This is a genomic window from Pseudomonas sp. QC2 (assembly GCF_002859085.1).
GTDB classification, from domain to species: domain Bacteria; phylum Pseudomonadota; class Gammaproteobacteria; order Pseudomonadales; family Pseudomonadaceae; genus Aquipseudomonas; species Aquipseudomonas petroselini.
In genome coordinates this window covers 22,315-40,726 of the sequence record NZ_PKKS01000001.1, presented here as the reverse complement: position 1 = coordinate 40,726, position 18,412 = coordinate 22,315, and the positions used below count along the sequence as shown (strand labels likewise).

At 62.0% G+C, this 18,412-nt stretch carries 14 protein-coding genes; all 14 read right to left on the bottom strand.

Translation table 11 applies throughout. The features are described 5' to 3' along the window. Positions 1-12: 12 nt before the first annotated feature. A complete protein-coding gene (locus QCBJ_RS00165) occupies positions 13-1,737 on the bottom strand; it encodes a ShlB/FhaC/HecB family hemolysin secretion/activation protein (protein ID WP_102059881.1) in 1,725 nt (574 codons plus the stop codon). 376 nt (positions 1,738-2,113) lie between these two features. After that, positions 2,114-2,596 (bottom strand): poly-beta-1,6-N-acetyl-D-glucosamine biosynthesis protein PgaD, encoded by a 483-nt coding sequence (gene pgaD, locus QCBJ_RS00160; protein ID WP_043204617.1) that lies wholly within the window; start codon positions 2,594-2,596, stop codon positions 2,114-2,116. 2 nt (positions 2,597-2,598) lie between these two features. Then, positions 2,599-3,939, bottom strand: coding sequence for a poly-beta-1,6-N-acetyl-D-glucosamine synthase (gene pgaC / locus QCBJ_RS00155; RefSeq protein ID WP_102059880.1), 1,341 nt, complete (start codon positions 3,937-3,939; stop codon positions 2,599-2,601). A gap of 2 nt (positions 3,940-3,941) precedes the next feature. Beyond that, positions 3,942-5,939, bottom strand: coding sequence for a poly-beta-1,6-N-acetyl-D-glucosamine N-deacetylase PgaB (gene pgaB / locus QCBJ_RS00150; protein ID WP_012721583.1), 1,998 nt, complete (start codon positions 5,937-5,939; stop codon positions 3,942-3,944). Positions 5,940-5,951: 12 nt separating this feature from the next. After that, the gene (gene pgaA / locus QCBJ_RS00145) at positions 5,952-8,432 is read right to left on the bottom strand and encodes a poly-beta-1,6 N-acetyl-D-glucosamine export porin PgaA (protein ID WP_102059879.1); all 2,481 of its coding nucleotides are present in this window, start codon (positions 8,430-8,432) and stop codon (positions 5,952-5,954) included. Between the two features lie 300 nt (positions 8,433-8,732). Beyond that, complete coding sequence (locus QCBJ_RS00140) at positions 8,733-10,229, bottom strand: YdgA family protein (RefSeq protein WP_102059878.1); 1,497 nt, start codon at positions 10,227-10,229, stop codon at positions 8,733-8,735. A 146-nt stretch (positions 10,230-10,375) separates the two neighbouring features. After that, positions 10,376-11,008, bottom strand: coding sequence for a hypothetical protein (locus tag QCBJ_RS00135; RefSeq protein ID WP_028615228.1), 633 nt, complete (start codon positions 11,006-11,008; stop codon positions 10,376-10,378). Between the two features lie 81 nt (positions 11,009-11,089). Beyond that, on the bottom strand, positions 11,090-12,532 hold the full coding sequence (locus tag QCBJ_RS00130; protein ID WP_102059877.1) for an efflux transporter outer membrane subunit: 1,443 nt from the start codon (positions 12,530-12,532) through the stop codon (positions 11,090-11,092). Next, positions 12,529-13,419: an efflux RND transporter periplasmic adaptor subunit gene (locus tag QCBJ_RS00125; protein ID WP_102059876.1), complete on the bottom strand. Its 891-nt coding sequence runs from the start codon at positions 13,417-13,419 to the stop codon at positions 12,529-12,531. Before QCBJ_RS00125 ends, QCBJ_RS00130 begins: the two co-directional genes overlap by 4 nt. Further along, positions 13,416-13,625, bottom strand: a complete 210-nt coding sequence (locus tag QCBJ_RS00120; protein ID WP_012721577.1) for a DUF1656 domain-containing protein — start codon at positions 13,623-13,625, stop codon at positions 13,416-13,418. Before QCBJ_RS00120 ends, QCBJ_RS00125 begins: the two co-directional genes overlap by 4 nt. Next, entirely contained in the window at positions 13,622-15,700 is a 2,079-nt protein-coding gene (locus tag QCBJ_RS00115; RefSeq protein ID WP_046034556.1) for an FUSC family protein, read from the bottom strand. Before QCBJ_RS00115 ends, QCBJ_RS00120 begins: the two co-directional genes overlap by 4 nt. After that, complete coding sequence (locus QCBJ_RS00110; RefSeq protein WP_102059875.1) at positions 15,697-16,107, bottom strand: MarR family winged helix-turn-helix transcriptional regulator; 411 nt, start codon at positions 16,105-16,107, stop codon at positions 15,697-15,699. The genes QCBJ_RS00115 and QCBJ_RS00110 overlap by 4 nt, the downstream gene beginning before the upstream one ends. Before the next feature lie 377 nt (positions 16,108-16,484). Next, entirely contained in the window at positions 16,485-16,739 is a 255-nt protein-coding gene (locus QCBJ_RS00105; protein WP_046034555.1) for a DUF2789 domain-containing protein, read from the bottom strand. A gap of 33 nt (positions 16,740-16,772) precedes the next feature. Then, a complete protein-coding gene (locus tag QCBJ_RS00100) occupies positions 16,773-18,377 on the bottom strand; it encodes a glycosyltransferase family 39 protein (protein WP_102059874.1) in 1,605 nt (534 codons plus the stop codon). Positions 18,378-18,412: the final 35 nt, after the last annotated feature.

Sequence of the window (18,412 nt, the reverse complement as noted above, 5' to 3'; positions counted from 1 at the left end):
GCTGGCGTTGAATTACAGGTAAAAATCCATGCGGAAATAGATCGGCGCTTCGCGCTCGCTCATCACCGCAGGGCGTTCCAGGGAGTGGGCAAATGTCACGCTGGCGCTGACGTTTTTGCCGCGGGCGAACAGCTCCAAGGAGTTGCTCGAAACCCGGCCATGGAGCGTTTCGTTGTAGCGGTCATTGCGGATCACACCCTGGTCGTAGCCGACACTGGCGCCGTATTCCAGGAACGCCGGGCGCATCCAGTCCCACGTCACCGGGCGGGCCCAGCGAATGTCGTTGCGCCAGTAGCCACCGCTGTCGCCGGTGAGTTGCTGGTCCTTGTAGCCGCGTACCGAGGCCGACCCGCCTAGGCTGATACGCTGGGGGCTGAACAGCACGTCTTCACTGCGCTGCCCGGTGGCCAGGCTGGAAAAACTGAACGACTCACCCCACAGCGTGAAGGGCTGCAGGTAGCTGAGCGTGGCGGTGTATTTGCGGTAGTTCGGCGTGGGCGTGAGGTTGCCCTCGCGATCGCGTTCCTGGTCGTTGCTTTGCGCGTCGAAGGCGCCGATGCCGTTCTGCATACCCAGGTCGAGGTTGACGAAGGCGCTGCCGATACGCCGCCCGTGGTTGATGCCGACCTGGAACTCACTGAGGCGGTTGCTGCTGGGGCCCAGGCGAGTGTCGAGCAAGTAGTTGTTGGTGCGTATATGGGCGAGGCCGACGTTCACTGAGGTCTTGCTCACATCGTCACGATGGATCACACGCTCGGCGCGCAGCTGATGGTTCTGGCTGTCGCCGGACTGCTTGAACTTGAAGCCATCAGCATCGCCGAGGGTGCGGTAGTCGCTTTCGCTGTAGGTGTAACTGAAGTTCCACCAGCCCCATGGCACGTTGTAGTAGAGCATGCTGTTTTTCGAGGTTTTCTGGTGATCACTCATGGCGTCGTGGCCGCCGCGCAGTATCAGTTGATCGGCCAGGCCGAGGGGGCTGTCCCACTCAAGACCAGCACCCCATTGCTGTTCGCCGGTGCTTTTCTGACCGTCGTTGTTACGCGACAGGCTGGCGCGCCAGGGTTTCTGAGGGGTGTTCTTGACCACCACTTCGCTGCCGCCCACTTGGCTGCCGGGCGTCAGCTCCATCTGCGCCTGCTTGGACGGCAAGCGGCTGAGTTGGTCGACCAGTTGCTCGACTTCGCGCAGGTTGAGCGGCTCACCCACCTTGCCGGGAAAGGCCATCGCCAGTTCGCGGTCGGTGACGGTGCTGCCTGGGCCGCCTTTCACGCCTTCGAGCTTGCCTTCCACCACCAGCACCTGCAGGTGGCCGCTGGAAAGGTCTTGCTGAGGCAAATAGGCACGGCTGGTGACGCGGCCTTTGGAAATGTAGAAATCGGTGATGACCTTGAGCAGTTCATTAAGCTGTGAAACGCCCAGGCATTGGCGTGTGTAGGGTTTGAGCAAGCCCGCGCGGTCGTCGGCAGACAGACTGTCAGCGCCCTTGAGTTCGATGTCTGTGATTGGGAAGCAACGTGTGTCGGCAGGCGTCGCCGGGGCCTGGGGCCTGGCTTCTTTACCGGGAAGGTCCTTGAGCTCTTCGAGGCGCCGGCGCTGCTCTTCGAGCAAACGGTTCTGCCGGTCGCGGATCAGGTCCTGATCCCCGGGCGTAGGGGCGGCCGTGGCGCTGTTCAGGCTCAAATAAGCGAGCAGGAAAGTGCACAGCAGATACCGAGTCCGTGGCAATAACGAAGACATGTTCGATCCGTCGAAAATCAAAGGCCGGCAAACTAACATCGAACTTCCGCCAACTCAAAGAACAGAGCTAGTTGGATATTCGCGCAAGCTAATCACGCAACCCATTGATTGATAACAAGTAAAAATAATCAAATAGGCGAACGGCTTGTAACTGGAAGTATTAATCCGACAAGCGGCAGCACTATTGATCGCGATTCGTCGGAGAACTAACAGATTGCTATTAATTAGCCATCAAGTTCTTGCCGAGATAAGTTAGTACCGAAAACAGCAGAAAAGTTCGCGGCCTTTTTGTGATTTGGATCCCATTTATGGGCTTAAAGCTTATACCTGTGACGAGCGGGCTTGCGGCAGACACAAAGCCCGCCCGTCACAATACTCAACCGGCGTCTTTGGTCTGGTCCTTGCCAGGCACCAGTGTCAGCCCCGGCTTTTCCACATCGCGGGAGACATGGGATGTCACTTGCGCGACACCGCCGTCCTCGTCGTTATGGATCACCAACACCCCAGGTCGACGCAACTGCTCAAGGTCCCCTTCAGCAAGGCTGAAGCTCTCGCTCAGGTTCTTGTCGGTGAGGGCTTTGGCCTCCGCGCGACGCTGGGCGAACTTGCGCCCCTTGCGTTGCTGGTAGCGGGCCCAGCTGACCAGGATCACAGCGTTGAACAGCGCGATCCACAGGTAGATCTGCAGGGTATTGAGCGCTGCAAAGATCGGCGCTTCAATCCGTGGCCCACCGTGGCTGTCGAGCATCGAGCCGATCCCGCGGGCCAGCAGCCAGATCAACCCGGCCCAGGCCATCAGGGTCAACAGCACATCGATGATCCACATCACGGTACGTTGGCGGGTTCTGACCAGTTTCATGATCACGCCTCCTCTTCAGTGGGTTTGATGCCGCGATCGGGGCTGACCCAGCGCGCACGCTTCTGGTGCTGGTTGAACAGCACCTTGGGAAAGCTGACCAGGGTGGTGAACAAACTGACCAGCCAGAACACCATCGGGTACCACACGGTCCAGAACAGGGTTTTCCACAGGTCTTTCTCGTAGCGGCGGTCGATCAGGATGCTCACCGCAAACTGCAACAGGCACACCATCGCCAGTACCAGCCCGGTAAACGCCGGCGGCATCAGGGAGTCCACGGCAATGGCCTGGGGCAGCGGAATGAACTTGCCCACCCCCCAGAAAATCACCGACAGCAGGAACGTGAACGCCCAACCGGTGGACAGGCAGTATTCGAACAGCAGCGGCCACAGGTAGCGGTGACGCCATTGCCAGATGCCACGGATATTCTTGAACAGCACTTCGGCACCGCCCTGGGCCCAACGCAGGCGCTGTTTCCACAGGCCGCCGACGGTTTCGGGCATCAGGATCCAGCACAGGGCACGCGGCTCGTAGAAGATGCTCCAGTGATCAAGCTGCAGCTTCCAACTGACATCGATGTCCTCGGTGATCATGTCGGTGCTCCAGTAGTCGATACGGTCGAGCGCCTTTTTACGGAACGCTACCACCACACCCGACACCGTGAAGATCCGGCCAAACACCCGTTGTGTCCGCTTGATCAAGCCGATGATCGAAGAGAACTCACCCACTTGCACCCGGCCGATCAAGGTCGAGCGTGTGCGGATCCGTGGGTTGCCGGTCACGGCGCCCAGGCGCGGGTTATCGAGCATCGGCGCAACCAGGTAGGCCGCCGCGTTTTTATCCAGCAACGCATCGCCGTCGATGCACACCAGGTATTCGCTGCGTGCGGCCACGGCCCCCATGCGCAAGGCCACCGCCTTGCCTTGGTTCTGCGCCAGGTGCAGCACGCGCAGGCGCGGGTGCTGCAGTGCCAGTGCGTCGAGCACGGCGGCGGTGTTGTCCTTGGAGCCGTCGTTCACCGCGATCACTTCGATGTTCGGGTACAGCTGGCCCAGCGCCGCATGGATGGTGTCGGCGGCGTTATCCCCTTCGTTGTAGCAAGGGATGATGATCGAGATCAGCGGGTTGCCGGCCAGCGTGGGTGCCGGGGTGTCTTCTTCCCAGGGCCAGTGGCGCTCCCAGTGCAGCCAGAAGTAAACGCCGCCTGCGATCCACAACGCCGACATGAACAGCGGGTAGAAAAACACAAAGTCCATCAGGAACTGCCCGGTGACCAGGAAGATCAGGCCCAGGGGCACGCCCAATACCAATGCCAGCACGAATAAAGCCAGGAGTCTGTCGAACATGGTCAAGGGTTCCATTGGTTGGAAAGGGCCGGACGCACAGTCTTCAGGTCCGGGGAGTTTTCCAGGAAGTTGTCCGGGTAGTAACCGAAACTCGTGACACCCTGGCGCTTGAGTACACCCATCCATTCAGCCATCTGCTTAGCGTCAATATCCGGCGCGGCCTTGGTGCGCCAGTCTTTGGCTTGCAGTTCGAATACCGTGCGCTCCATCGCGCCAGGACGCGCCTTGACCGTCGCCACCAGCTTCTCCAGCCAGGCGTTGGAGGTCTTGTACTCTTGGCCTTCCATCAACGGCATGGCCATGGGCGCAGTCCAGTCGTAGGTTTGGAGGAAGTCATCAAGGTTCTGCGCGAACCAGGCTTCGCTGCCGGGATTGAGCATCGGCTCGGCGAAGATATTGCGCGCGGTCTGCACCTGCGGCCCACCGATGGCGCGGACCTTGGCGGTCAGCTCGTTGGTGAAGTCGATCAGGTAGCGGCTCTTGAAGCGCGTCCAGCGTTGCATCACGGCCGGGTCGGCACGCAGGGCCTCGATCGTATTCGGCAGGCCGTTGGCGGCATATGCCTTGAGCGCGGCCGGGCTGGCGTCTTCGAAGTCGTTGAGCACCGCATCGTCGTGGTACAGCACACCGTCGATGGCGTTGTTGCGCGCCAGGTCTTCATAGATCTCACCAATGATCTTGCGCACCTGCGGGTCAAACGGCGACAGGCGTTTGTATTGGTCGGGGTCGAGGCCGACCTGGCCGGTTTTCGGGTCCCAGCGCGTCACGCGCGGCAGCTTGGGGTCGAGGGCGAAACTGAGCACCGGCATCCAGGCATACACCGCGGCATGGGCACGGGTGTGCAATTGCCAGGAGACGCGGTTGAACAAGTCCGCACGTACCGGCAAGTGACGGTTGGGGAAGTACAGCTCATGCACCAGGCCGTCACCCTTGGGGTCGGCGAAGGCTTGCAGGAACACGGTGCCCGCGCCCATGTCCACGACCCTCTGTACCAGTTGGTCGAGGTTGCGCGCTTGCTGGGCCGGGTCCGGGTCGTAGACGTTGTCCAGGTCCACATGCAGCACGCGCAGCGGTGCCTTGGCTTGCGCCGCGACGATGCTGTTGGCGAAGTGCTCGCCGTCCGGGTCAGAGGCGACCAGGAAGCGCGGGCTGTTCATCAGGTCACTGGAGCTGTCGAGGCCATCTTCCAGGGTCAGGGCCATTTGATAGCCCTGCTCGCCAACGATCGCCAGCGAAGTGCCCTTGGCTGCACCGTAGGGCCATACCCACACCCGTGGTTTCTTGCCCGTGACCTTTTGGATCTTGTTGGAGATTGCCACCACATCGGCACGCATGCGCGCATCGAACTGCGCTTGGCTTTCATAACGGCCCGTGGCCGGATCAAAGCGCAGCGAGGTTGCCGCCGGCTCCAAGTTGCCCTGGGGGTTGGCGAGGATGCCGGTGTGGCTGGCATCGGTGTGCGCCGCAATTTCCACCAGGCCCGACTGGGACACTTCGCGGATCTGCTGCCAGGTAAGAAACTCTCCACGCGGCCGTGGTTGGCCGGCAAAGTCCACCGGTTTGTCCATCGGCGTATCGATCCAGTAGCCCACCGGCGCCAACAACGCCGGCCAGTGATAGGCGCGCAGGATCGGCATCACCCGTGTGTAGAAGCTGGAATAACCGTCATCGAAGCTGAGCATGATGGCTTTGGGTGGCAGCGGCCGCCCACCGTTGCGGGCTGCCAGGATCTGGTCGACGCTGACCGCCTGGTAGCCGTTCTCGCGCAGCCAGGCCAGCTGTTCGATCAAACGTTCGGTACGCACCGCCACCACCGCCTGATCGGGGTCGCGATCCTCGACGTCGTGGTAGGCAATGCCCAGGAAATGGTTTTTCGGCCACGGCGCTTCGTTGGCCGGGGTCGGCCGCTCGGCGGGTGGAGTAAAGGGTGCGGGTTGCTGGGCGCAGGCACTGGCCAGCATTACGCCCAGGATCAACAGGCAACGGCTGAGGACGGTCATGGTCAGGCTCTTCTAGAAACGGTAAGTGAGGTCGACGAGCAGACGCAGATCGCGTTCGCGATCACCGTCATAAGGTCGGCTGATCAGGCTCAGGTTGGCGCCGGCTTCCAGGACATCGTTCCAGCGAAAGCGTTGGCCGTAGCCCACCAGACCGATGCCACCGGTGGAATAATCCCGCTGGCTATACGTACCCGCACCGACCTGGAACTGCTGACTCCACTGGGTCTCGTAGCGGTGATAGAGCACATGGTTGATGTTGAGGACAGGCAACACGGTGAAGTCCGACTTCGGGTTGAAGTACACCGTGTCTTCCTTGCTGTTGCGGCTGGCGCCGACTTCCAGGCCCAGGTCCACTTGCACTTTCGACGAGCTGTAGAGGCCTTCACGGCCGCTGAGCAAGGCTTCGAAACGGTCGTTGCCATCGCTGAAATGGGACGGGCTGAGGGTCAGTTTCCATTCGCGGCTTTCGTTGGCACGCCAGCGGATGAAACCGCTGCCGCCGTTGGCCGTGACGCCGTCATTCAACGCCCGCAGCGGGGTGGTGGACAGGAGGTAGCCAAGGCTGCCGCCGTATTGCCAGTTGTCGTTGATGTCGCGGGCAATCGACACGGCAGCGCCTTGTTTTGAGCCATCACCGTAGGAGTGGTTGGACACCTCGGCTTCAATGGTCATGTCGCGGGTGCGCCGCTCTACGCCGACCACCTGCCAACGATGCTGGCCGGTGCCCTCTTCGAAATCGGCGCGGGCATAGCCGGCACCGGCGAACAGGCGCCAGTCTTCGTCGATGGGCGGCGTGTAGAGGCGGCTTTCGATACCCCAGTCACGGCTGCCGGAAACGGCACCCGCATCGCCGTCGTTGCCACCGCCGAAGCTTTTACCGGTGTAGGCCTCGACCCGTAGCTCGGCCATGTCATGCACATCGCGCAGGCGACTGAGGCGCTGCACCTGGCGGTTGTCCGGGTTGCGCGCGACCACGTCATCGGTCAGCACATCGAGTTGGCGCCACTCCTGCAAGTCCATGGCGGTGTAGGCCTGGCTCACTTCCAGGCCAATGTCGCGCGGGGCCTGGGCTTCGGTTTCCTTGAGAAGGCCTTCGGCGCGCCGTGGCCAATCACGGGCGCGGTACATGTCGGCCTGGGCCAGGCGCAAGCCGACATTGCCCGGGGCTTTTGCCACCAGCGCTTCCAGGCCGGCCTCGCTGCCTGGCAGGTCCCCGCCGAAAACGCCGGCCTGGGCTGACAGTTGTTGCGCATCCATCCACGCATCGCTGGGGTTGCCGACAGGCAAGCCCTTGAGTTCGACCCGAGGGCTTTGGCTCTTGGCGAGGTTGTTGGCGACTTCGCGGGCGTCGTCGGCTTTATCGCTTTCCTGCAAGGCGTAGAACAACGCCGTGGTGTCTTCGACCCGATCATCGGGCTCGGCGTCGGGGGCGCTCAACGCCTGGCGGTACAACGGTTCGGCTTTTTCCGGCTGACGCTGGTCGAGATAGGATGCCGCCACCCAACGCACAGCGTAGGTGGGCAATTGCACACCCTCGGCCTTGAGGGTTTCGTACTCGCGAATCACGTCAGCGGTGCGTGCCCGTGCCTTGAGCGCGCCCAGGCGGTCGATGCGCCAGGTCAGCACGTCGTCATGGGCCGTAGCGTCCGGGGTCCAGCGGGCGAGGAGTTGGTCGTAGCCCTGCAAGGCACGATCAGCGATGACATAGCGTTCTTTCTCGGAGCGCGTGGCGAACTCGGCCATGCGCACGCGCTCGGCCGCCAGGTCACCTTCCAGGCGACGCTGAGTGACGGGGTCAACAAGCCCCGGACGCTGGGCCGACAGGCGCAATGCAGGCTCCGGTAAACGCGCCTTTTGCAGGGCGACGATGTATTCGCGGGCCACTTCCGGTTTGTCGCCGGCGCGGATAAACGCTTGGTCGAACTCATGCAGCGCATCGAACTGCAAGCCCGCGCGAGTCAGCGCGTAGCCCAGCGCCATGCGCCGGTTGGGGTCATCGGGCTTGGCGGCCACCAAGGCGCGGGTGCGCTGCACCGCTTCGCTGGCCTTACCACCGTCAGCCTGGGTAAGGGCCAGGCCCAATTGCAGGTCGACATTATTCGGTTCACGCAGCAGCGCCTTGCGATAGACCGCCTCGGCCTGCGCCCACTGCTTCTGGTTGCGATAGGTACGCGCAACCGTGGCCAGCGCCTGGGCGGTCAAGTTGCGGTTCTGACCCTGCGCCTCGTACACCTTCAGCACTTCGGCATCCTGGCCGGCCCAACCAGCGATCACCAGGTGATCGCTGATCTGGCCTGGCGTCTGGCGCTCGGCAGGCAATTGGCGCAATTGAGTCAGGGCGGGGGTGAAGTTGCCGTTGCGCGCCTGGATGATCAGGGCGTCATAGGCCGGGTCGGCCATGGCAAAGGTGGGCATCAGCAACTGGCTGCACAAGGTTACCCCGATGAGCAGCCGTAACCGGCCTGAGGCACTGAGTGGAATGTTTCGCAGCATATCGTGAGCTTCCTTACACACGGAAAGCTGTAACGATAGGTGGTCCTGAGCGATTTGCATCAGGGCGTCGGCGTCTCGTGACCCGACCTAGCTTTCCTGTATGAACTATCCCCGACGCCTGTATCGAAATGCACAAATCAGCACAATTGTTCAGAATTGCGCGACAAATCTGAAATACGAATGGGGGAGCGGGCTTGCCTGCGATAACGGGTCACACTCCGGCGGGAGCGCCGACAGTTTGACCCGTATCGCGGGCAATCCCGCTCCCCCATTATTTATTTCTGGGCGATGGCGAAATCTTTACTGCGCGCCGCCAACCGCACCGACTTTGGACATCACGAAGCCAATGAATTGCTCAACGGTCATCTTCTGGCCATTGAAGGTCACTTCATTGTTGGCGTAATGCAGCTTGGAGACCACGTCGCTGCCCACCAGGGTCGCCAGCTGCGTTCCGACAGCCATGCCGCTGACCATTTCGCTGGCCATCTGGGATTGCTGCTCGATGGCTTTAGGGTCGGTCACACCGCCGACCTGTGCTTGCAGCGCGGCAACGTCAGCGATCATCGGCTTGGACAGGGTCAGGTTGGCGTCCAGCAGCGAGACCATTTGCTTGCCCAGTTCAACCGGCGGCAGCTCCAGGGTGGTCGGCTTGGCCAGGTCCAGCACCAGGTTGAACTTGCTTTCACCGTGGGTGGTTTTCAGCGACAGGTTTTCCAGCGCCAGGTGCGGCTTGGCGGCCAGCAACTGGTTGACGTTGGCTTGGGCCAGCGCTTGCTCGGCTTCGGTCAGCTGCAGCTCCGGCACCGGTTGGCCGGCGGCGGCAGCGGCTTGCACCGGCTGCATCTTGTCCTGGTACAGCTTGGTCAGCACCAGGCCCGAGGGGACATCGATGTTCTTCAAGCTCAGGGCCATGGCGGCGGAACCGACCGGTTTGCCCTGGTAGCCGATCTCGTCAATCTTGTAGTCAACGCGGCCGGACATGGTGTTGTCTTTGACTTCACTGGCGTCTTTTTGCTCGAAGCCCTTGAGGGTCAGCACGGCTTTCTGCGGGCCGAAGGTGAGCTTGGCGTCGCTCAGCTCTACAGTGTTCTGCCCGGTGTAGAAGCCGAAAGTGGATTTCTCCAGGTTGCTGGCCACGGTCAGGCCAGCGAGTTCAGCGTCGAACGGCGCGCCATTGGCGTCGATCACGGCCAGCTTGAGGCTGTTCATGTAGCCGTCAACCTTGACCTTCTTGCCTTCGGCGGTGCTGTCAAAATCCAGGTTCAGGCCGGAGAAGTTGACCGAGCCCGTCGCGTCCTTGAACTCCAGCGGCAGCAGTTCGAGATTGCCGTTCACCGAACGGCTGTAGCCGATATTGGCCACGCCTTTGAGCGGCGACAGGTCTTTGGCGGCGGCGAACCATTTCTCGGTGGTGGCGTTCTTTTCCAGTTCGTAGTGACTGGTGGCCATGACCGGCAGCCATTTCAGCGACACCAGGCGCGAGAATGGCAGCGGGCCGTGTTCGATATGGTCGACAATCAGCAGCTCGGGGTTCGGGTTCTGCTCGCCGAAGAACGAGCCCTGGCCTTTGAGGCGGTAATGCGCGGTACTGCTGAACAGGCCACGGTCCAGGGACACCAGCTCCAGTGCAACGGTGCCGTCGATGCCGGCCATGGAACGTTGCAGTTCCTTGTTGGCGTCCTGAACCGCCGTTTGCAACACCGGCTCCAGTTGCTTACCGGTGTACCAGGCACCGCCCGCACTGACGACGCCGACGGCGACAACAAAACCCAAAAGAACGACTGCTGGCTTATTCATGAAGTGACCTGATCAAATCCTGTGAGAAGTGGGCTGTCTTCCTTGAACCCCAAGGGGATTGGCTCAAGCCCGCCGAAAACGGGGGAAGATTAGCACTGGCGGCCACAAACGGCCCAGCCTTTCAGAGGGATCAGTTCAACAGGAGTTCAGGAGTACTCCAGCTCAATTTCATCCAGTTGGTGGTCGAAACTCTTCAAGCGCGCCGTCCAGGTGTACACCAACACCTCAAACTCGCGGTGTATCACGGCATTACCGGGGGTGTCGGCCTTGGGGTCGCAGAAGTCGAGCTGGTAGCGCTCGCGGGCCATCTGGGTGGCCACGTCGGACAATTCCCGCGCGTTATTCAGCCAGTGCCTGCCGTCAGCAACCTGCTGATCAAGCGCCACACACTGTTTTTTCAGGACTTCGAGGCTTTTTTCCAGGGGCGTGCCGGTGAGGTCGCCCATGACTTCCTGGAACGTGCGCCCCGGCTGCCAATAGCTGCCCCAGAAATAGCGGTCGAACACGGTTTCGACCCGACGCAGCGCAACCTTGGTATCCCAGATGGCTACGCGGGTCTTGCCTTGTTCGAGGAGTTTTTTCTTCACCCGTTGATTTTGGTAGGAGGCCCAGGCCACGACGCCGATGGACAGGGTGCCGATCACCAGGCAGGCGCTGTCGAGAAATACCATCGCCTTGTCGAGTTGATGAGCCAGCATGACGCCGTAGAAGTAAGTCGCCGATAACAATACCAGTGCGAAACACACGCACCAGAAAGCGGGAGCATAAGGGTTTTTCATTATTGGAATCCCCATGAGCAAACGCGAGCAGTGTCAGGCGAATCGTCACGACGATCCGCCTGTCAAAGCATAGCTATTCGCTCAGGGTTTGCCGGGCTGTGACGCTTGCGTTCGTCCGCTTTCCCAGCCACCGCCCAGGGCCAGGAACAGATCGATCTGGCTCATGGCGACCTGGGTGTTGGCCGCCGCCAGTTGCGCGCGCACATCGGTGTAGGTGCGGGTGGCTTGCAGGTCGGCCAGGAAAGACGCGCGACCCGCCTGGAAAAAGCGATGGGTCTGCCCCGCCGCTTCCTTGGCCGACTCGCCCGCTTCGGCCAGGGCGTCGCGGCGTTGCAACTGCGCGGTGTATTGCGCAAGGCCGGTCTGGGTTTCGCGGATGGCGTTGAGCACCACGCCGTCAAAGTGCGCGAGGGCGCCCTGGGTGGCGGCTTCAGCTTCGTGGATACGGGCGCGTGCGCCGTTGGTCGGCACTGTCCAACTGATCATCGGGCCAAAGCCCCAGCGATTGGTGGCCGGTGTGCCGAGGTTATCGAGCAGACCGACGGTGCCCACAGTGGCACCAATACTGATATCCGGGTAAAGCGCCCCCGTGGCCACGCCAATACGCGCAGTGGCAGCGGCCAGTTGCCGTTCGGCCTGACGCACATCGGGACGGCGCTTGAGCAACGTCGCGCCGTCGCCCACCGGCAACAATTGGGCGATGTGCGGTAATTCGGCGCAAGTGCCGGTGCCCGCCGGCAGTTGGTCCAGCGGCTTGGCGAGCAGCATCGACAGGCGGAACAAGCCGGCCTGGCGCAGCGCCTGGTAGCGCGGCATGTCGGCGCGCAACGATTTGTATTGGGTCTGCGAGCGCGTCACTTGGGTTTCATCACCGCGCCCGGCGTCGCGTAGGCGCTGGGTCAGCTTCGTGCTCTGGGCCTGCAGGTCGAGGGACTCGTTGGCAATCGCCAGCTCTTCATTGGCCGCACAGACCTGGGTGTAGGAGCGCACTACGTCCGCTACCAGGGTGATGCGCGCGATATCGGCGGCGGCTTGCGCGGCGTCCGCACTGGCCTGGGCGCTTTCGATTCCGCGCTGCAGGGTGCCGAACAAATCGAACTGGTAAGAGGTGGTGATGCCGACGCTGCCGATATTGCCCACCGGTACTTTTTCCGACAGCAAAAAGGCCTCACCGGACTCTTGCAGGCGCTGAGCTTCGGCCTTGGCGCCGACGCTCCAGCCGCCGGCGGATTCGGCTTGCTGGGTTTGATAGCGCGCACGCTGCAAGTTGGCGGCCGCCACGCGCAGGTCGGTGTTGGAGGCCATGGCCTGGCGCACCAGCTCATCCAGGCGCGGGTCCTTGTAGAGCTTCCACCAGTCGGCCGGCACCGGCGCCGAGACCACGTTGTTGCCCTCGCCCGCGAGTTGCCCTTGCAGGTCGCCACGGTTGATGGCGGACTTTTCCGGCAGCGTGTAATCCGGCCCCACGACTTGGCAGGCCGACAGCAACACCCCCAGTGCAGCGGTTGCCAGCAGCTGCTTCATGGCTTGGCTCCGTTGTCGACCTTATCGCCGATGATCGACACCGTCGCCGTGCGCCCGGCGATCATGCGGAAGTCCGCCGGTACATCGTCAAAGGCAATGCGCACCGGAATCCGCTGGGCCAGGCGCACCCAACTGAACGCCGGGTTGACGTTAGGCAACAGGTTGGAGCCGCTGCTGCGGTCGCGGTCTTCGATACCGGCGACGATGCTCTGCACATGGCCGCGCAGACGGGCGTTGTCGCCGATCACACGGATATCCACGCTCATGCCGACATGGATGCCGTCGAGCTTGGTCTCTTCGAAATAACCGTCGATATGGAAGGAGTTGCTGTCCACCACCGACAGCACCGGGCGCCCGGCGGTGACGAACTCCTGCGCGCGCGGCGCACGGTCGTTGACGTAGCCGTCCACCGGGCTGCGGATCACCGAGCGGTCGAGGTTGAGCTGGGCGGAATCCACCGTCACCTGGGCTTCGGCCAAGGCCGACTGGGCGCGGGAGACACGCGACTGGCTTTCTTCCAGTTGCTCGCTGGGCACCAGGTTGCCAAGGCCACGGTTACGCTTGTACTCGCGCTGGGCCTGGGCCAGGGTTTCCTGGCGGTCGGCCACGGCGGCCTGGGCTTGGCGCAGGGCCAGCTTGAAGCGGTCCTGGTCGACAGCAAACAGCACCTGGCCCTTGGTCACCAACTGGTTATCGCGCACGTCCACGCGCTGGATCAGCCCGGAGACGTCCGGGGCGATCTGCACGATGTCGGCCCGGATGTGGCCGTCACGGGTCCAAGGGGCAAACATGTAGTACATGACCATGCGCCACACTACGACGACCGCAAACGTCACGATCAACAGCGTGAGGACTACACGGCCGATGGTCAAAAAAGGTTTTTTCATGTCATCAGGTATCGACTGAGTGAGTCCACCGCGCCCAGCAACAGCGCGTAGAGCCCCACATTGAACAATGCCCGGTGCCAGACCAGGCGATAGAAATGGACGCGGGTCAACAACCCGTGCACCACCAGGAACAACACATACGTAATGCCCATCAGCACCAGCAGCGTGGGCAGGAACACCCCGCTGATATCCAGATCACCGATCATAAAGGCGCTCCATCAGGCAGCGGCGCTTCCATCTCGGTGCCGCCAATAAATTCCACGCCCGGCAGCAGCGACAAGCGCAGCCCGGCCAGCGCGTGCAGCAGGTGCAGGCGCGTGTCGTGTTCGTCTTGCAGGCCCTGGCCGTTGAGGGCGCGGCGCGTGCGGTCCAGGGTCATCAGCAGACCGCTGGGCGCGGGCAAGCGTTCACCCGCCTTGAGGCAGGCCTTGAAGTACCCCCCCACGCCTTCCACCACTTGGTTGAGCAGCACCCGTGGCACGCCGAGGATGCGCGGCGAGTAGGCCAGCAGGTCGAGCAGGTTCAGCGCCACGCGCAAATCGCGCAGGGCGGTGCCGGTGTCCTGGTTGATCAGGGCCAGGCGCGGCAGGTGCTGCATCAGGCGGTCGAGCATTTGCACGGCCATGTGCCGGTGTTCGGCGAGGGTCGCCGGCTCGGTGAGGCTGACGATGTCGCGCCAGCTGAAACGGGTCAGGCGCTTGGCCGCCAATTCAGCGCCGAAGGGCCGCGCGATCAACGTCCACACAAAGGCGAACAGCAGGCCCACCGGCCCCGCCAGGTTGACGTTGGCGAAGTTGAGAAAGTCCGCATCGTAGGCACCCTGGATGCTGATGAACGACGAGGTATTCACCAGCGTCAGCAGCATGCCCAGGTAAAAGCGCGGCTGCACCGTGAGCGTGCCGATGCAGATAAACGGCACGGCAAACGCCAGCACCAGCATCGGGAAGTCATGCAGATTGGGCAGCACCAGGAACAGGTACAGGCTGGCGAACAGCACCGACATGGCGGTCCAGAAAAAGAACCGGTAGATCTGCGGCGCCGGGTCGTCCATCGTTGCGAAAAAGCTGCAGGCGACGGCGGCCAGGATCACTGCGCTGCCGCCGTCGGTCCAACCGAGCAGGATCCACAGCACCGAGGCGACGATGATCGCGGTAACGGTGGAAAACGCCGAGTAGAACATCAGGCCACGGTCGAGGAACGGCGTGAGCCGGCCCAGGCGCCAGTGGCGGTAGACGGCGCGCCAAGTGTCCTGGCTCTCGCACTGGATGGCGGCTTGCAGGCTGCGGCAGTCTTGCCACAAATCGATCCATTCGCCCAGGCGGTACAGCGCGTTGGAAAACAGCAGCGTGTGACGGTCGTCCAGCGCTTCGCCTTGGGGTTGGGCGGCGTCGACCTGATCGCGCAGCACGCGCCAGCGCTCAAGAGGCGCGGTGTCGGTAGTCCTTTCCAGCCAGGCGTTGGCGGCTTCCAGCAACGGCGCGAGCTGATCGACAAACTCTGGTGCGCGGTGTTCGATGGCGTACACCGCATCATCCAGGGCATCGATCACCGGCAGCAGGTGAATCATGCGCCCGCGCAGTTCCTTGGTATTGCGTACCGTCTGTGGCCGTGCGCCTTCGTGCGGCAATTGGCCGATCATCAATTCAAGGGTGTTGAAAGTGGCGACCATACCGCCGCGCAGTGTGCTGATTTCTTCAGGCTCGACATTGCGCGTGAGGAAGCGCTGGCTGTAGACCTGCGCGTCGGCAAACCATTTGGCCACCGAGCCATCGAACACCGGCATCAACCGGCGCGGCCAGAACATTGCGCCCACCACCGCTGCGACTGCGATGCCGAGGAAGATTTCTTCAGTGCGCGCTTCGGCCACGTCCCAGACCGCCAGGGGGTTATCCACCACCGGCAAGGCGATCAGCGGCAAGGTGTAGCCGGCCAGCATCAGGGCGTAATTGTTGGCGGTGCGCAGGTGCATGGAGAGGAACAGCAAGGTGCCCGTCCACAGGGCAATCACCACCACCAGCAGGTAGGGCGATTGCACGAACATCGGCACAAAGATCACCGCCGCCGCCGCCCCCATGAACGTGCCGATGGCACGGTAGAGCGCTTTGGAACTGGTAGGGCCGACAAACGGGCTGGACACGATATACACCGTGGCCATCGCCCAGTACGGACGTGGCATTTGCATGAGCATGGCGATGTACAGGGCAATCATCGAGGCCGCGAAGGTACGGACCCCGTAGAACCAATCACGGGCGGGCGGGAAACCGGTAAAAAATCCGTTCAAAGCGACGCCGCCTCGAAAGCACGCAGCACACGCAGCGCGGCTTCCAGATCGCTGGGGGCGATATCCGCCAGCACGTCCTTGCGCAGGCGCACCAGTTGTACTTCCACTGCACGCACCAGTTCACGGCCGCGCTCGGTGAGGCTCAGGGACTTGGCGCGACGGTCGTGAACGTCTTCGGTACGGCACACGTAGCCGTCGGAACACAGCCGGTCGAGCAGGCGCACCAGCGACGGGCTTTCCATCCCCGACGCCTGGGCCACTTTGACCTGGTGCACCCCGTCGCCCAGGCGGCCGATCATCAACAGCGGCACGGCGCAAGCTTCGGAGATGCCATAGCTCACCAGCGTGGTCTGGCAGATTTTGCGCCAGTTACGGGCGCCCACCACCATGCTGCTGCTGAGGTTCATCTGGAGTTGTTCGAGGGATTGAGGCACTGGATAGTTCGCATACAGTTAGTTTGCTAACTATCAATATGGTGGATGGATCCAAATGCGTCAAGTTTTGAAACAATTTTGCGGATGGGTGGTGGGAGTCAGTAAAGCTGGTTTTAGCGTGGGGGTAGGATTTACCGCATACCGAATGTGGGAGAGGCTTGCTCCCGATTTCGCAGTTTCAGTCAATACAAGGTTGACTGATTGACCGCTATCGGGAGCAAGCCCCCTCCCACATTTAGATCAGTGCTGGCTTCAGGGTTGGTGTTCGGCCTGGCCATCCAGACGGGGCTGGATTTCGCCCACTAGGTCCAAGCCATCAAGCCCGGTTTTTTCAACTTTTGCCCTTTCTGCTAAGTTTTTTGCACCCCTCGCCCGCCCCGCAACATCAAGTTCAACTCATCCACCACTTCTGCCCAATCTGCATCCTCCAGAATTTCCTCGCGCAAAAACGCCTGTTGGCTGTCGGTCCAAAAGAACGCATCCGCCAGTTTCAGCTCCGGCTTGAGGGGCGAATGAGTCGTGACAAACTGCTCGATACTCACCGGGTCATCCGGCAGACCCAGCTGTTTGAACAGTGACGGCAAGCTATGCACGGGCGATTCCATGACGGACTCCTGTTAGAAAAGCGTTAACCCAGTCTAGCGGCAGCCCTCGGGTTGCGCCGACGGCACGTTGCACAACACGAACAACCGCGCCCTCGCACCGCCGCCATCCTGGCGGCTGAGTTCGCGCCAGCCTTCGGGCAGCGGGGCGAAGTCGTCCGGGGCTTCGTTGCTGCTGATCAGCCACACGCGGCGGGTTTCGGCGGGCAGTGCCGACAGGTGGTCGAGGTAGATGCGTCCGCCGTCCTGGTCCACCAGGGTGCCGAAGCCGTAGGCATTCGGCCGGGTGGGCGTGCCGTCGGGTTTGGGCGGGGTGTAGAGCTGCAGTTGAGCGTCGGTCTGGTCGTAATACACGTAGCTGAGGTACCACATCATGTCGCTGAGGACGATGCGGTCGTCTTCCTGGTAATTGCGGTTGACGAACTCCACCGGCACGTTGAACTGGTCGTGTTCATCCACGGTGAAATTGTTCTTAAGCCCCACCAATTCCACGCCGACAAACAGGACGAACAACGCCGCCCCCAGCAGTGCAAACCGTGATGGCAGGCGGTCGATGGCCATCGCCCAAAGGATCGGCAAGCCCAGGGCATACACCGTCAGGTAGCGTTCGATAAACACCGGGGAAATAAACGACACGCCGTAGACCAATAACAACGGCAGCAAGAAAAACAGCGCCAGCAGGCGGGCCGGTCGATGACGCTCGCGATCACGCCAGGCCGTGATGACGACGACAGCCACCAGCAACAGCGGAAACAGCCAGAACAGCGGTGCCCAGAAGCCAACGCCTTCATCCTGCAGCACGAATTGCCAGATCATCGAGGGCAGGGAGAACAGGTTGACCGGTTCTTCCCAGCCGATGTCGCCCCCCACCTTGAGTTGGTCGACGTGCTGTACCAGGTCCAGCAGGTTCGGCAGCCACGGCAGGTACACCAGCACAATCGTTGTGTTCGCCACCCACCAGGCCGGGCGCGTGATCAGGCGTTGGCCTCGCGGCGCCGTGCCACCCAGCACGCCCAGGTAAGCCCAATGCACCAGCACGCACAGCGCAGTGAAGTAATGGGTATAGAAACCGGCACTCATCAATACGACATAGGCCGCCAGATAGCGCGTGCGCTCGGGTTGGCGCACCCAGTACACCAGCGCCAGCGTGGCGCCCAGCAACCACACGCCCAGCAGCGAATACATGCGCACTTCCTGGCTGTAACGTACCGCTGTCGGCAACAGCGCCAGCAGGATCCCCGCCAGTACCGCCGCCCGGCGCGTGGACAGTTGCCGGGTCAGCCAGACGCCCAGGCCCACGACCACCACACCGGGAATGGCGCTCATGCCGCGTATCGACCAGATACTGTCGCCGAACAGCTCGATCCAGCCGCGCAGCAGGAAAAAATACAGCGGCGGATGCACGTCGTGCGCCGCGTGAAACCACAGGTCGGCCAAGGCGTATTCGCTGAGCAGCAGGCTCGAGCCTTCGTCGCCCCAGATCGCCGCCGCCGTCAGGTTGTAAAAACGCAGAATCATAGCCAGCGCCAGGATCGGCACCCACCAGAGTCGGCTGATCCAACCGGCGCCATCCCACGTCAGGCGGTTGAGTGCGGGTAACGTCCCGACCTTTTCGTTTTGTTCTACCACAGACCGACGCACCTCGATTCCCCTACCACTGCCTTGATTGCCCACGC